Here is a 14711-nt window from a genome sequence, read left to right on the forward strand (position 1 = left end):
CATTAAAGCATAAAAAAAGGGGCTATTCAGCCCCTTTACACTTCTATTCTATGCAAAGCATTGCAAAGATTACTCAGCGCCTTCTTCTTTAGGCTGCTCAGCCTTTTTCTCTTGTGCTTCTTTGATACTTAAGCGAACACGGCCTTGGCGGTCAACTTCAAGTACTTTAACTTTCACTTCTTGACCAACAGTTAAGTGATCTGAAACGTTATTTACGCGCTCTTCACTGATTTGTGAGATGTGCACTAGACCATCTTTACCTGGAAGTACGTTTACAAACGCACCGAAGTCCACGATACGGATAACTTTACCAGTGTAAAGCGTACCAACTTCAAGCTCTGCTGTAAGCGCTTCGATACGTGAAATAGCAGCTTGTGCGCTATTACCATTCGTTGCAGCGATCTTGATAGTACCGTCGTCTTCAATTTCAATCGTTGTATCTGTTTCTTCAGTAAGCTGGCGAATTGTTGCACCACCTTTACCGATAACTTCAGCAATCTTCTTCGCAGGGATCTTCATAGTGTAGATACGTGGAGCGAACTCAGATAGCTCTTCAGAAGGTGCAGAAATCGCTTGGTCCATCACACCTAGGATGTGTAGACGCGCTGCTTTCGCTTGGCGAAGCGCGATCTGCATGATTTCTTTGGTGATACCTTCAATCTTGATATCCATTTGTAGTGCAGTTACACCGTTTGCTGTACCCGCTACTTTGAAGTCCATATCACCTAAGTGATCTTCGTCACCAAGGATGTCAGAAAGTACAACGAAATCTTCGCCTTCTTTCACTAGACCCATCGCGATACCAGCAACTGATGCTTTAACTGGAACACCAGCGTTCATTAGCGCAAGTGAAGTACCACATACTGATGCCATTGAAGATGAACCGTTTGATTCAGTGATTTCAGATACTACACGTACTGAATATGGGAATTCAGCCAGTGTTGGCATTACTGCCGCAATACCACGCTTAGCTAGGTTACCGTGGCCGATTTCACGACGCTTAGGAGATCCTACAAAACCCGTTTCACCCACACAGAATGGAGGGAAGTTATAGTGAAGCATAAAGTGATGCTTGTGAGTACCAGTTAGGTCGTCTAGCATCTGCGCGTCACGCTCAGTACCAAGGGTTGCTGTTACAAGTGCCTGAGTTTCACCACGAGTAAAGATTGCAGAACCGTGAGTACGTGGCAGTACACCTGTCATCACGTCTAATGCACGAACCATATCTGGTTCACGACCGTCGATACGTTTTTCGCCAGCAATGATACGGCTACGTACAATTTTCTTCTCAAGTGAGCTGAATGTTTTACCTACCACTTGCTCGTCTAGTGACTCGCCTTCAGCAACTTCAGCGCCAAGCTTTTCAATGACTTCTGCTTTTGCTTCAGAAAGTGCTTCTTTACGTGCAACTTTGTCAGTAATACGGTATGCATCACCTACTTTTTGCTCTGCAATTGCAGCTACTTTTTCAGCTAGTGTTAAATCTTTTTCAGGTGCTGTCCAATCCCATGCAGCTTTACCAGCTTCAGCACGGAATTCTTCGATTGCTTTGATGATAGCTTGTGATTGCTCGTGACCGTATACAACAGCGCCAAGCATTTCTTCTTCAGTTAACACTTCAGCTTCTGATTCAACCATTAGTACTGCGTTTTCAGTACCAGCAACAACTAGATCAAGCTTACTTGTCTCTAGCTCTTTTAGCGTAGGGTTAAGTACATATTGACCGTCGATGAAACCAACGCGCGCTGCACCTAGCGGGCCATTGAATGGAATACCTGAGATAGCTAGTGCTGCTGAAGTACCAATCAAAGCAACGATATCAGGTTGGATCTCAGGGTTTACAGAAACCACTGTCGCGATAACCTGAACTTCATTTACAAAGCCGTCTGGGAATAGAGGACGAATTGGACGGTCGATTAGACGAGCGGTTAGTGTTTCACCGTCTGAAGGACGACCTTCACGCTTCAAGAAACCACCAGGGATACGACCCGCAGCGTACATTTTTTCTTGGTAGTTAACCGTTAGCGGGAAAAAGTCTTGACCAGGAGCCGCTTCTCTTCTTCCTACAACAGTAACAAGTACCGAAGTATCACCTATGCTTGCAAGTACTGCGCCGTCAGCTTGACGTGCGATAGCACCTGTCTCTAGAGTCACCGTGTGTTGACCTAGTTGAAATTCTTTAATAATTGCTTGCACAATATTTTCCTTACTAAATTGTTTTCAACGTCAACGGGGACCAATCACAGTCTTAAATAAACTCACCATAATTTACTTAAGCACTACAATTGGAAATCCGATTGACGCTTGTTTAAAAGTATTTTTAAACGGCTGTAAGTATACTGATAGAACAGCCACAAAAAAAGGGGCTAATTAGCCCCTTTTTTACTGTTGGATAAATTTCCAACAAGAAATCAAAAATATTAGCGACGTAGGCCAAGCTCTTTGATTAGTGCAGCATAACGGTCAACGCTCTTGCCTTTTAGGTAGTCAAGAAGGTTACGACGTTGGCTAACTTTACGTAGAAGACCACGACGTGAGTGGAAATCTTGCTTGTGGTTAGCGAAGTGACCTTGTAGCTTGTTGATGTCTGCAGTTAGAAGTGCAACTTGTACTTCTGGTGAACCTGTATCACCTTCTGCGCGTGCGAACTTTGCTACGATTTCTGCTTTTTCTTGATTGCTTAGTGACATAATAACTCCAAAATAAGTTTAGTAATGCTTCAGCCGATCACTAATTCAGCCAAAGCGGAAGCTGGCAGATTATACCAGCATAAACACCCCTTGCATAGGAAGATTTTATTGTGATTCCGGCTGAGCGGAAGATAGCGCGCGTTTTGCTTTCAATAGCCCTTGAGGATTACGCTCGCCAATCCCAACAAACTTGCCATCAGCAACCACTTTAACAATACCGTCTGGTAAATTTTCGACAGCAACGGTTTGCCCATGACCAAAAGCAATGCCTTGCTCAGCGCTAATATCAACAACGCTCAAGTCGACCAAAGCGGTATCCATCGGCAACAATAATTCATCGATATAAGTCGAAGGCGCAACTTCTTCCGCTTTTGCTTTCTCAAGTAACGCTTCTAGCTCGACTAAGGTAATCATTTTGTCGCTAGGGTAATGACCAACTTCACTACGGTGTAACATAATGACATGCGCACCACAGCCAAGCTTTTCCCCCAAATCATCGACTATCGTACGAATATAAGTGCCCTTAGACACATGCACCGTCATTTGAATTTGTTGAGTTTGCTCGTCATATTCGTCTAACGTAATACGATAAACATTAATCTTGCGACATTTTCGCGGTACTTCGATGCCTTCACGGGCATACTTGTATAGCGGTTGGCCCTGATATTTGAGCGCCGAATACATCGAAGGGTACTGATCAGATTCCCCCAAGAAGCTGGCAATTTCTTGCTCTAGCTGCTCAAGTGTTACATTTACTGGTCGCGTTTCAACTATTTCACCATCAGAATCTGATGTCGTCGTGCGCTCACCCAGCTGCGCTCTCACCACGTAGGTTTTATCGGTATCAAGCAAAAACTGGGTAAACTTAGTTGCTTCCCCAAAGCAAATTGGCAACATACCGGTTGCCAGCGGATCCAAAGCACCTGTGTGGCCTGCTTTTTGAGCGAAATAAATGCCCTTTGCTTGCTGTAGTGCTTTGTTAGAAGAAATACCTTGCGGTTTATTTAATAACAGAATGCCGTCGATCGCACGGCCTTTGGTGCGACGCGCCATTACTCTTCCTCTTGGTCTTTATCTCCAGACTCAGGACCACGCTTTGCGTTGTCTTCTCTGATCACAGAGTCAACCAAGTTAGAAATACGCATACCTTCCATTAGGGAGTTATCAATAACAAATTTAAGCTCAGGCATGATACGCGCACGGATACGCTTGCCAAGAAGCGAACGGATATAACCGGCTGCTTCATTCAGAATAGCCGCACTTTGCTTAGTTTTGTCTTCATCACTGGTATTCAGCACAGTAATAAATACTTTTGCATAAGAAAGATCGCGTGATACCTCAACAGCTGACACTGTTACCATACCCAATCTTGGATCTTTAATTTCGCGCTGTAGGATCACTGCAATTTCTTTTTGGATTTGCTGTGCTACGCGATCTGTACGAGAAAATTCTCTCATTTTCACCACTTAAAATTTCAAAATCTATGAGATCACAAATGGGGGCTAGTGCCCCCATCTCAAGTATTTTAATAACTTACAATTAAAGCGTACGCTCTACCTGTACAGTTTCAAATACTTCGATTTGGTCACCGACTTTAACGTCGTTGTAGTTCTTAACGCCGATACCACATTCCATACCGTTACGAACTTCAGCAACGTCATCTTTAAAGCGACGTAGTGACTCAAGTTCACCTTCGTAGATAACCACGTTATCACGAAGTACACGGATTGGCGCGCTACGTTTAACCACACCTTCAGTTACCATACAACCTGCAACAGCGCCGATCTTAGGCGACTTGAACACGTCACGAACTTCAGCAAGACCAATGATCTCTTGCTTAAATTCTGGTGCAAGCATACCAGTCATTGCTTGTTTCACTTCTTCGATTAGGTCGTAGATAACGCTGTAGTAGCGTAAGTCTAGGTTCTCAGCTTCAATAACTTTACGAGCAGAAGCATCCGCACGTACGTTAAAGCCAACGATGATAGCGTTAGAAGCCGCTGCAAGCGTTGCATCCGTTTCAGTGATACCACCAACACCTGAACCTACTATCTTCACTTTTACTTCATCTGTAGACAGTTTAGTCAATGAATCAGCGATTGCTTCGATAGAACCTTGAACGTCTGCTTTTAGAACGATGTTCACTTCAGATACGTCGCCTTCAGTCATGTTAGAGAACATGTTCTCAAGCTTCGCTTTCTGCTGACGAGCAAGCTTCACTTCGCGGAACTTACCTTGACGGTATAGTGCCACTTCACGTGCTTTACGCTCATCACGAACTACTGTCGCTTCGTCACCAGCTGCTGGTACGCCAGAAAGACCTAAGATCTCTACTGGAATTGAAGGACCTGCGGTTTTAATGTCTTTACCGTTTTCGTCTTTCATCGCACGAACACGGCCATATTCAAGACCACAAAGTACGATATCACCTTGGTTTAAGGTACCTGATTGAACAAGTACAGAAGCAATCGGGCCACGACCTTTATCAAGACGAGATTCGATTACCACACCAGATGCCATACCTTCTTCAGAAGCTCGTAGCTCTAATAGCTCAGATTGCATCAGGATTGCTTCTAGTAGCTCATCAATACCAAGACCAGTCTTAGCTGAGATATGAACAAATTGCGTTTCACCGCCCCAGTCCTCTGGGATTACATCTAGTTGAGCAAGCTCATTCTTAACACGGTCAGGGTCAATACCCTCTTTATCCATTTTGTTCACAGCAACGATAAGTGGTACTTCTGCCGCTTTCGCGTGTTGTACCGCTTCTTTCGTCTGAGGCATTACACCATCGTCCGCTGCAACAACAAGTACAACGATATCGGTTGCTTTCGCACCACGAGCACGCATTGATGTAAACGCCGCGTGTCCAGGAGTATCTAGGAAAGTGATCATGCCACCTTCTGTCTCAACATGGTATGCACCGATATGCTGAGTAATACCGCCGGCCTCGCCGTCTGCAACTTTCGCTTTACGAATGTAGTCAAGTGTTGACGTTTTACCGTGGTCAACGTGACCCATTACTGTTACTACTGGCGCACGAGGCTCAAGAGAACCATCTTCGCTGCGGTCATTTAGTATTTTTTCTTCTAGCTCGTTTTCTTTCACTAGAATGACTTTGTGACCCATTTCTTCAGCAACTAGCTGCGCAGTTTCTTGATCGATAACTTGGTTAATCGTAACCATGTCACCCATCTTCATCATTGTTTTAACAACTTCAGCGCCTTTAACAGCCATACGAGAAGCAAGTTCTGCAACAGTGATTGTTTCACTGATACGTACTTCTTGTTTCACTTCTGCCGCTGGCTTTTGGAAACCATGCTGTAACGAAGTTGGCGCTTTTAAGCGACCTTTTTTGCCTTTCAGCTTCTTCGCATTCGCTTCTGCAGCTTCTTCTTTCGCACTTGGCTTTCTCTTCTTCTTACGACGTGCGCTTTTCTCTTCACGTGCATCAGACTCATCTTCCGCTTCACGAGCGTAAGTAGAAGTTGTTAGGTGGTGATCAGCATTTTCTTCACGACGAAGACGCTCTTCTTCTTCCGCCTTCCAACGTGCTTCGTTTTCTTCAGCTAGACGACGAGCTTCTTCCGCTTGACGTTTTGCTTCTTCTTCTGCCTTTTTCAGGGCTGCCGCTTCTGCTTCTTGACGCAGACGCTCAGCTTCTTGACGTTCTTTAATTTGTTGCGCGCTATCCACTTCTTTACTCTGCTTATCTTTGGCTTGACGTTCAGCATCCGCTTGTCGCTTCGCCTCTTCTTTAGCTTTGCGCTCGGCTTCCTCATCGGCCTTGCGTTCCGCTTCTTCGCGCGCGTTGCGCTCAGCTTCTACTTTGGCCTGTTGCTCTGCTTGTTGCTGAGCCATTAACTCTGCTTCTTTGCGCGCAGCTTCCTCTGCAGCTAAGCGTTCTTGCTCTTTCTGCTGCTCGATTGCGCTCTTTTTAACGTAAGTGCGCTTCTTACGGACTTCTACAGATACAGACTTCGCTTTACCAGATGAGTTAACACTTAACGTGCTTTTACTCTTACGCTGTAGAGTCATACGCTCAGGGCCGGTTGAACCAGTGCCGCCGTGTTGCTTGCTTAGGTGATCAAGCAACGTCGCCTTTTCGGATTCAGTAACTTGATCGCCCTCGGCTTTGGTGATCCCTGCATCTTTTAACTGTTGTAGTAATTTATCAACAGTTGTACCAATACTCTCGGCTAGTTTGTTAATGCTCACTTCTGCCATACGTGATGTTACCTCCGTTAATAAATTACTCTTCGCTGAACCAGCAAATGTTACGCGCAGCCATGATTAACTCACCAGCTTGCTCTTCTGATAACTCAGAAATTTCAACTAAGTCATCAATACCTTGCTCTGCAAGGTCTTCAAGTGTAACGATACCTTTGCTAGCAAAAACAAAAGCGGTATGACGCTCAAGTCCTTCAAGTGCTAGTAGGTCTTCTGCAGGCTCTGCATTTTCTAGACTTTCTTCATCGCGAAGTGCTTTCGTAGTCAGTGCATCTTTTGCACGGTTACGTAACTCTTCAACGGTTTCTTCGTCTAGACCGTCGATTTCTAAAAATTCAGCTACTGGCACATAAGCCACTTCTTCAAGTGAAGAGAAGCCTTCGTTAATCAGTAGTGTTGCAAAATCATCGTCGATGTCTAGATTTTCAGTGAATAGATTAACCAATTTATCTGATTCTTCCGAGCTCTTACGCTCCATCTCTTCCACTGTCATTACGTTTAGTTCCCAACCAGTAAGTTGGCTAGCTAAACGTACGTTTTGACCATTACGACCAATCGCTTGCGCTAGGTTGTCGGCTTCAACTGCAATTTCCATCGTGCGCGTATCTTCATCCATTACGATTGAAGCTACTTCAGCCGGTGCCATCGCGTTGATTACGAACTGTGCTGGGTTATCATCGTAAAGTACGATGTCAACACGCTCACCGCCAAGCTCTGAAGACACAGCTTGTACACGTGCGCCACGCATACCAACACATGCACCTACAGGGTCAATACGCTTGTCGTTTGATTTTACAGCGATTTTAGCACGAGAACCAGGGTCACGTGCAGCGCCTCTAAGCTCAATCATTTCTTCGCCAATTTCTGGAACCTCAATGCGGAATAGTTCCATCAACATCTCAGGCTTAGAACGCGTAACAAATAGCTGTGCACCACGCGCTTCAGGCTTCACTTCATAAAGTAGGCCACGTACACGGTCACCCGGACGGAAGCTTTCGCGTGGTAGCATGTCTTCACGGTAAATTACCGCTTCAGCATTGTTACCAAGGTCGATAACGATAGCGTCACGCGTTGCTTTTTTAACAACACCTGTCACTAGCTCGCCTTTTTGATCTTTATATGCATCAACAACTAATGCGCGCTCAGCTTCACGTACTTTTTGTACGATTACCTGTTTCGCCATCTGTGTGGTGATACGGTCAAATTTAATTGATTCGATCTGCTCTTCAACGTAATCACCTAATTGAATGTCAGGCTCATCAACTTGCGCCGCTTCAAACGTGATTTCCGCGTATGGATTCTCTAGTGAACCGTCTTCTTGTGGTTCAACCGCTTTCCAACGACGAAAAGTATCGTACTCGCCCGTTTTACGGTCGATAGTAACGCGTACTTCGATTTCACCGCCATGCTTCTTTTTTGTTGCTGTCGCTAGTGCGAACTCTAATGCTTCAAAAATCTTTTCTCTTGGGACCGCTTTTTCATTGGAAACAGCTTCTGCCACCAACAATATTTCTTTTGCCATAGGTAATGCCTCGCTTGCCCTTGTCCTTCGCACTCAAAGTTAGAATTTTGCGATGATATTGGCACGCTCAATGTTGCTCAACATCAAGATGAAATCCTGAGCGTCAACTTTTAACGTGATCATATCGCCATTAACTGCTACTAAGTCGCCTTTAAAATTACGGCGACCTTCTTGCGGAAGTTTAGTACGCAAACGTACTTCCTCTCCCACTGCTGCTTCATAGTGAGTTTGTTTGAATAATGGTCTGTCAACACCAGGAGAAGATACTTCCAAACTATATTCGTTCGTAATCGGGTCCTCGACATCTAAAATTGCACTAACTTGACGACTCACTTCCGCACAGTCATCTACATTAATGCCGTTTTCATGATCGATATATACACGAAGTGTAGAATGACGACCAGCTTGCACAAACTCAAGACCGAGTAATTCAAAGCCACACGCAGCAACTGCAGGCTCCAACATTTCAGTCAAATCTTGCTCGAGTTTTGACACAGAACTCCTCCATACAAACAAAAAAAGGGCCTAAAGCCCCAAATCATAGCTGCTTGATCTTGGGCTCAGAATACACCTTGCGCCAGATACAACAACGCCCCGAACCAAGCGGGGCGTCACACGAATAACAAACTGTGTGGCCAAAGGCCGTGCTTGGTTTGCGAGCTATCTCAGCCAAATTAATCATCAACTTAAACAAAAAAGCCGATGCTTAAACGCAAAACGCGCATTACAAGGAATGCGCGAAATCAAAGAACTCAATCTTTAACTTGGTTGCGGGAGCCGGATTTGAACCGACGACCTTCGGGTTATGAGCCCGACGAGCTACCAGGCTGCTCCATCCCGCGCCAACACATAAAATTGTTTTACTTCTACTTTTCAAAGAAGTGACATCTTAAAAATGTCGTTTGAATGAGCGATGTATTGCCCATGCTTAGAGTCAATTGTACTGAAAAACGAAAGTCTCAGTCCGATTGCCTAAATATGCTGCGTATTATAAAGACAGTATGCCTAGATAGCAACCTTGATTTAGAACTATCTTCTGACGTTTCAGCTCGTTGCTGAGATGTAATCAGGTATTTTACTTTTCACATACAATACCCTGACGCCCAACTCATCGGTCCAGCTTCGTCCCCTTCATTTTTTGTAACAAAAAAGAAATATTTGATCCATAATTGGGGACAATAAAATCACGAAAGAAAGGAAAACCAAATGAGAACGGTTATAAAATCAAGTAAATTGACAGCGCTGTCTATATTTAGCTTCGAAGCGTTTGCAGCGCAATGTGAATCGGCAGGACCGCAAACACCGAGAGATATTGATAGTTTGCAGGGTCACAACAAACGGGTTTTTGCTATGGCTCCACCAAAAGAAAAACTCAACCTATGTAACATCCATTTTCATAAAAATGCAGAACATAAAGCCAAAGACTTTTCTGTCGTTTCCAATGACCCAAAGTACGGCGGATTCCAATGTAATGCAACTGCAAGCCTCACCCCTGCGGAGCTTGCTCCTGTAGACGATAAAGTATGTAACAACGTAAAGCCCGGCGATACCATTGAAGTACACTGGGTTCATAGCTCTTGTGATGTAAAACCTGGCCCGACACTTGGCGCTTGCTTAAATGATAGCTGCGCCAACCCCGATCTACGCGTCGAAACTCAGGTGTTTTTAGTGGTTAATGATGAAAATGCACAAGACTTCACTGAGCTTGATTATCAAGGTCAAGTTGGCGGCTACCACCAAGCAGGTGCGCTACCAAGCAATACAGGCACACCAGTTGAGTTTTTAGGTTCAACTACAGGACCTAGCTATAACAACCAACAGTGCTCATCTTTACAGGTAAGCTGGAGTGTACGCCCAAGCTGTGCCAAAGTTGATATAAATAGTCTCGCGCGTTGGTGTAAAGATAATGCTTTTGAAGAGGACCATGCGCACGGCATTCGTAAACTCGTGACGGATCCACAGTTGCTTTCACCAATTAAGCACTAATATTTTTAAATCAATGTGGGCCGTTGCTCAATATCGGCCTACTATAGCTAGGCTCACCAAATTGAAATTCAATCAATCATTGCAATGTAAGAAAAATCTCACAAAAAAATATTAAAAAGTCTCGCATTTAAAAAAAACAGCTATACTCAGACTTAGGCTATTTGTTTTTGAGCAAAGGATCCGCTCTTCATCAGTTTGAAGAGGCGTCTATGAGCATTACTCCCTATCAATATCAACTTTTAACTCAAACGCTTGCGAGTATTCGTCCGAATTTCCATGGCTTTTGCACTTCTTGGTACAACCAAATTCAACATTACGATTTGCGCATGCAAATTCCAACAAATGTGGGACAACTCATAATCTGGGAGCATCAAATATTTGATTTTGTGCAAAATTGTGTGATGCGTATCCCACAGCAATCAAACTTATTACATTATCTGCAAAAACAACGCGGTACGCTGTTATTTATGGGAACGTCAGAAAAAGATATCAGTGTCTTGTTGTTTACCTTTACAGCAACGCTAAAAAGTCATCTTGGCAGGCATTTTACCACAGCAGCAAAAAATGCTTGGAACAAAGCACTGTTACTCATCGAAAATATGCTGCGCTTTGAATTATTCAAGAAAACGAATATCGTTGGTCTACAGGAGTTCAAAAGAGCGCAGCAACAAGCAAACTAACCTGAGCTGCTAAACGAAGTGACAACGGCGGCCACTAAACATCACTCTAAAATCAAAGTCATGCAGAGCATACAAAACCAAACTCTGCGTGACTTCTGGCTCTTAGCTATTTAGACTTTCACAAAATCTTTATATAGGAAGTGATAAAATGCTAAGAGCGATTGCCTTTGCGTCTACTATGGTCGTTTCACTTACCGCATGCGATATGCTGGAAGACTCTAAAGCCCAAATCGAGGCACAATATTTATCTGAACATCAAGAGCTACAGCAAGTGGTTGAGCAGATCCGTGATAAAGGGATAGAGTCAGTGCAAGCATCAGCAGAAGCAGGTAGTGTTGCAGCTTGCGTTGCAAATAATCTAGATGCCGATCCGATGGGCGCGCTTATTGCGGTTGAAGGCGCATTGCAAGACAGTGCAAATTTAAGCGACCTACTCAACTCTATTTCTCGCCTAAGCCAACAGGAAATTTCCATCGAACAGTTTCCTGATTTGCTTCAGCAAGGTGCTGATACCGTTAGATATTTAAGAACTTTGCTCGAGCAGTATGATTTGGCAGAGCTAAAACAGCAAGCGAGCAACTTACTTGAGCGAGGCCAAACCAAAACACTAGACGTTGGTGCTCACTTGCGTACACTTATAGAATCTTGCCAAACTAACTGAGCAATTTAGCTGATTGTTACGTATAGAGTCTTATTCGTTCATGACTGTTAAGAATAAACGTGAAAGTAGGACTCTATTTATTTGAAAACGACTGCCGCCTTAGTGATAATCCCGCACTTACAACGCTGGCGTCTCAAGTCGACTCACTTATCTGCATTTATCTACCCACTGTAAACCTATGGACGGCTCACAAAGCGCAGTGCTCACCTTCTTTTGCTGTTGAATGTTATCGCAATCAGACGCTCAATGCCTTACATCAATCACTAGCGTCACAACAGCAGAAGCTGTATCTGTTGCGTGACACCGCTCAGCTTAAAGCACTGACTGAGATTATTCATACACAGCAGGTAACGCATATTGGTCGCGCTGTTCATCCAGGATTCGATGAACAAAAGCTTTGGTTAAAATTACAAGACAATTTCCCGCATATTCAATACATTAGTGCTTATTCAAACACCCTTTTTGAGCCAGATTCACTACCAATAGAAGTCAGTGAACTACCACAGAGCTTTACACCATTTCGCAAAGCTGTAGAGGAAATTGAACCTAATTCACCTATTGCAACCGCGCAGCTTCCACCAAGACCGAATCGGGTATCAGAGTTAGCTGAATTTAAAGCAAACTCTTCATACAGTATCAAAGTAGCCGCCGGTGAAGCGCAAGCTCAGCAGCAGCTACAACAATACTTCCAAACGGACGCGGCTCTCACATACAAAGAAACCCGAAACGCCTTGTTCGGTGAGCATTTTTCCACTCGGTTTAGCCCAATACTTGCCTATGGCGCTATCAGTCCTAGACAGATCAAGCAAGCACTTACTCAATTTGAGCAGCAAAGAGGCGCAAATGAATCAACCTATTGGATTTGGTTTGAACTGTTGTGGCGTGAGTACTTTCATTGGTATGCACTTAAACATCAACACACGCTATTTAGCTTTTCAGGCGTCAAAGCCAAAACACCAAAAACCAGTTTCTATCCAGAGCGCTTTTTAAAGTGGTGCCAAGGCCGAACGCCCAGCGCACTGGTCAATGCCATTATGCACGAATTGACTAAAACCGGTTGGATTTCCAACAGGGCAAGACAAATAGCTGCGAGCTACTTTGTGAATGAGCTTCAGCTAGATTGGCGCTATGGCGCCGCTTTTTTTGAGCAACATCTTATCGATTACGACGTCGCGGCAAATTGGGGAAATTGGCAGTATATCGCGGGTGTTGGAGCTGATCCTCGTGGCGGTCGCCATTTCAATATCACAAAGCAACAAGCACTATTTGACCCAGATGGTGAATATATAAAATTGTGGCAAGGAGAAGCCACTCCACAACTCGACAGCCAAGATCATGTTGATTGGCCTTTGGAGGATAACTAATGGCACAACAAAAGCCTCAATATAAAGGCCTCAGATTAATTCTTGGCGACCAACTCAATGCCAAACATAGTTGGTTTGCTGACGATAAAACCGAGTATCTTTATCTGATAGCAGAACTCAAACAAGAGGCCGACTACACCAAACATCACATTCAAAAAGTGTGTGCTTTCTTCAAAGCCATGGAGAATTTTGCCGTCGCGCTGGATAAAGCTGGATTCCATGTGCTACATCTCACCCTCGATGAGACTCAGGACTATTCGGATCTCCCCGCTTTAATTGCGCATTTATGTGATAAATATCAGGTGTCTAGTTTTGACTATCAAAGACCGGATGAATATCGCTTACTGAAACAAATGATGGAATTAACACTCGACCAGTTACAGGTTCGTTGCTATGACACTGAGCATTTTTTAGTCCCTTATGAAGAGCTGGATGACTACTTAACGCCAGGAAAACACACTACAATGGAGTTTTTCTATCGCAAACTCAGGCGCCGCTTTAATGTATTAATGGACGACGGTGAGCCGCTTGGCAAGCAATGGAACTTCGACAGTCAAAATCGAAACAAGCTTAAGCAAAAAGATATCGACGCTATCCCACAACCGCTTTGTTTTGCCAACGATGTTAGTGACATTTTAAAGCGGATTAAGCGGCATAAAGTAAAGACCATTGGCAATAGCGAAGGATCATTGCTATGGCCGACTACCCGTGCGCAAGCTCAAGATCTTTTGGCCTTTTTCTGTGAACACCTATTGCCTTCGTTCGGTCAATTTCAAGATGCAATGACCTGTAAAAGTGACGATAAATGGACGCTGTATCACTCACGACTCTCTTTTGCGCTCAATGCAAAGATGCTTCACCCCAAACACGTTATCGACAGTGCTATCGCAGCATACCTAGACAACTCACAAATTGATATTGCGCAGATTGAGGGATTTGTTAGGCAGATATTAGGCTGGCGAGAGTATATCCGAGCGGTTTACTGGCTCAATATGCCAGACTACCGCCATAAAAATTACTTGCTTGCTCAGCGTAATCTACCAAGCTATTTTTGGCATGGAAAAACGAAGATGCGTTGCCTCAGTGAAGCCATCACCCAAAGCCTAGATTACGCCTACGCCCACCACATTCAACGATTAATGGTCACGGGAAACTTTTGCCTGTTGACCGGAGTTCACCCAGATCAAGTGGATGAATGGTATTTAGGTATATACATCGACGCCATTGAATGGGTAGAAATGCCAAACACCAGAGGCATGACACAATTTGCTGATCACGGCATAGTAGCAACCAAACCCTACGCCGCAAGCGGTAACTACATGCAAAAAATGAGTGATTATTGTCAACATTGTCACTACGACGTCAAGCAAAAATCGAGTGATGATGCCTGCCCACTAAACAGCCTTTATTGGCATTTTATGCACCGCCATGAGGATAAGTTTGCCAATAACCACCGGATTGGCATGATCTATCGAAATTGGCAAAAACAAGATGAGAAAACACGGCAGGAAGTGCTCAAAAGGGCACAATGGTGCTTAGATAACATTGAGCAACTTTAGGCTACGCTCGGACGTAGCC

The 14711-nt window shown here is 44.2% G+C and carries 12 protein-coding genes and 1 tRNA gene; 5 read left to right on the forward strand and 8 right to left on the reverse strand.

Annotated features, from left to right (window positions below; genetic code table 11):
• Positions 1–69: 69 nt before the first annotated feature.
• The 8 genes from pnp to A587_RS0111940 form a co-directional block, all read right to left on the reverse strand.
• Positions 70–2196: a polyribonucleotide nucleotidyltransferase gene (gene pnp, locus A587_RS0111900; protein ID WP_010370826.1), complete on the reverse strand. Its 2127-nt coding sequence runs from the start codon at positions 2194–2196 to the stop codon at positions 70–72.
• A 224-nt stretch (positions 2197–2420) separates the two neighbouring features.
• Positions 2421–2690, reverse strand: coding sequence for a 30S ribosomal protein S15 (gene rpsO / locus A587_RS0111905; protein WP_010370825.1), 270 nt, complete (start codon positions 2688–2690; stop codon positions 2421–2423).
• Positions 2691–2795: 105 nt separating this feature from the next.
• Positions 2796–3743 carry a tRNA pseudouridine(55) synthase TruB gene (truB, locus tag A587_RS0111910; protein ID WP_017217783.1) on the reverse strand — a complete coding sequence of 316 codons (948 nt, stop codon included), beginning with the start codon at positions 3741–3743 and terminating at the stop codon, positions 2796–2798.
• Positions 3743–4147, reverse strand: a complete 405-nt coding sequence (rbfA, locus tag A587_RS0111915) for a 30S ribosome-binding factor RbfA (RefSeq protein WP_017217784.1) — start codon at positions 4145–4147, stop codon at positions 3743–3745. The genes truB and rbfA overlap by 1 nt, the downstream gene beginning before the upstream one ends.
• Positions 4148–4229: 82 nt before the next feature.
• Complete coding sequence (infB, locus tag A587_RS0111920; RefSeq protein ID WP_017217785.1) at positions 4230–6917, reverse strand: translation initiation factor IF-2; 2688 nt, start codon at positions 6915–6917, stop codon at positions 4230–4232.
• A 25-nt stretch (positions 6918–6942) separates the two neighbouring features.
• Positions 6943–8442, reverse strand: coding sequence for a transcription termination factor NusA (gene nusA, locus A587_RS0111925; RefSeq protein ID WP_010370820.1), 1500 nt, complete (start codon positions 8440–8442; stop codon positions 6943–6945).
• A 39-nt stretch (positions 8443–8481) separates the two neighbouring features.
• On the reverse strand, positions 8482–8937 hold the full coding sequence (gene rimP, locus A587_RS0111930) for a ribosome maturation factor RimP (protein WP_017217786.1): 456 nt from the start codon (positions 8935–8937) through the stop codon (positions 8482–8484).
• 270 nt (positions 8938–9207) lie between these two features.
• Positions 9208–9284, reverse strand: a tRNA-Met gene (locus A587_RS0111940).
• Between the two features lie 364 nt (positions 9285–9648).
• Here A587_RS0111940 and A587_RS0111945 point away from each other — a divergent pair.
• The 5 genes from A587_RS0111945 to A587_RS0111965 all read left to right on the forward strand — a co-directional run bounded on the left by A587_RS0111945 (position 9649) and on the right by A587_RS0111965 (position 14692).
• On the forward strand, positions 9649–10428 hold the full coding sequence (locus A587_RS0111945; protein ID WP_017217788.1) for a delta-class carbonic anhydrase: 780 nt from the start codon (positions 9649–9651) through the stop codon (positions 10426–10428).
• A 209-nt stretch (positions 10429–10637) separates the two neighbouring features.
• Positions 10638–11108, forward strand: a complete 471-nt coding sequence (locus A587_RS0111950) for a hypothetical protein (RefSeq protein WP_017217789.1) — start codon at positions 10638–10640, stop codon at positions 11106–11108.
• Between the two features lie 148 nt (positions 11109–11256).
• Complete coding sequence (locus A587_RS0111955) at positions 11257–11769, forward strand: hypothetical protein (RefSeq protein ID WP_017217790.1); 513 nt, start codon at positions 11257–11259, stop codon at positions 11767–11769.
• Between the two features lie 59 nt (positions 11770–11828).
• Positions 11829–13133: a DASH family cryptochrome gene (locus A587_RS0111960; protein ID WP_017217791.1), complete on the forward strand. Its 1305-nt coding sequence runs from the start codon at positions 11829–11831 to the stop codon at positions 13131–13133.
• A complete protein-coding gene (locus A587_RS0111965; RefSeq protein ID WP_017217792.1) occupies positions 13133–14692 on the forward strand; it encodes a cryptochrome/photolyase family protein in 1560 nt (519 codons plus the stop codon). The genes A587_RS0111960 and A587_RS0111965 overlap by 1 nt, the downstream gene beginning before the upstream one ends.
• The last annotated feature ends 19 nt before the right edge of the window (positions 14693–14711 follow it).

Source organism: Pseudoalteromonas sp. NJ631 (assembly GCF_000276645.1).
Taxonomy (GTDB): domain Bacteria; phylum Pseudomonadota; class Gammaproteobacteria; order Enterobacterales; family Alteromonadaceae; genus Pseudoalteromonas; species Pseudoalteromonas piscicida.

Excerpts from the sequence above, each read along its gene's own strand:
- rbfA (WP_017217784.1), bottom strand. The coding sequence starts at position 4,147 with ATGAGAGAATTTTCTCGTACAGATCGCGTAGCACAGCAAATCCAAAAA.
- rpsO (WP_010370825.1), bottom strand. The coding sequence starts at position 2,690 with ATGTCACTAAGCAATCAAGAAAAAGCAGAAATCGTAGCAAAGTTCGCA.
- nusA (WP_010370820.1), bottom strand. The coding sequence starts at position 8,442 with ATGGCAAAAGAAATATTGTTGGTGGCAGAAGCTGTTTCCAATGAAAAA.
- A587_RS0111965 (WP_017217792.1), top strand. The coding sequence starts at position 13,133 with ATGGCACAACAAAAGCCTCAATATAAAGGCCTCAGATTAATTCTTGGC.
- A587_RS0111955 (WP_017217790.1), top strand. The coding sequence starts at position 11,257 with ATGCTAAGAGCGATTGCCTTTGCGTCTACTATGGTCGTTTCACTTACC.
- A587_RS0111950 (WP_017217789.1), top strand. The coding sequence starts at position 10,638 with ATGAGCATTACTCCCTATCAATATCAACTTTTAACTCAAACGCTTGCG.
- A587_RS0111945 (WP_017217788.1), top strand. The coding sequence starts at position 9,649 with ATGAGAACGGTTATAAAATCAAGTAAATTGACAGCGCTGTCTATATTT.
- truB (WP_017217783.1), bottom strand. The coding sequence starts at position 3,743 with ATGGCGCGTCGCACCAAAGGCCGTGCGATCGACGGCATTCTGTTATTA.
- infB (WP_017217785.1), bottom strand. The coding sequence starts at position 6,917 with ATGGCAGAAGTGAGCATTAACAAACTAGCCGAGAGTATTGGTACAACT.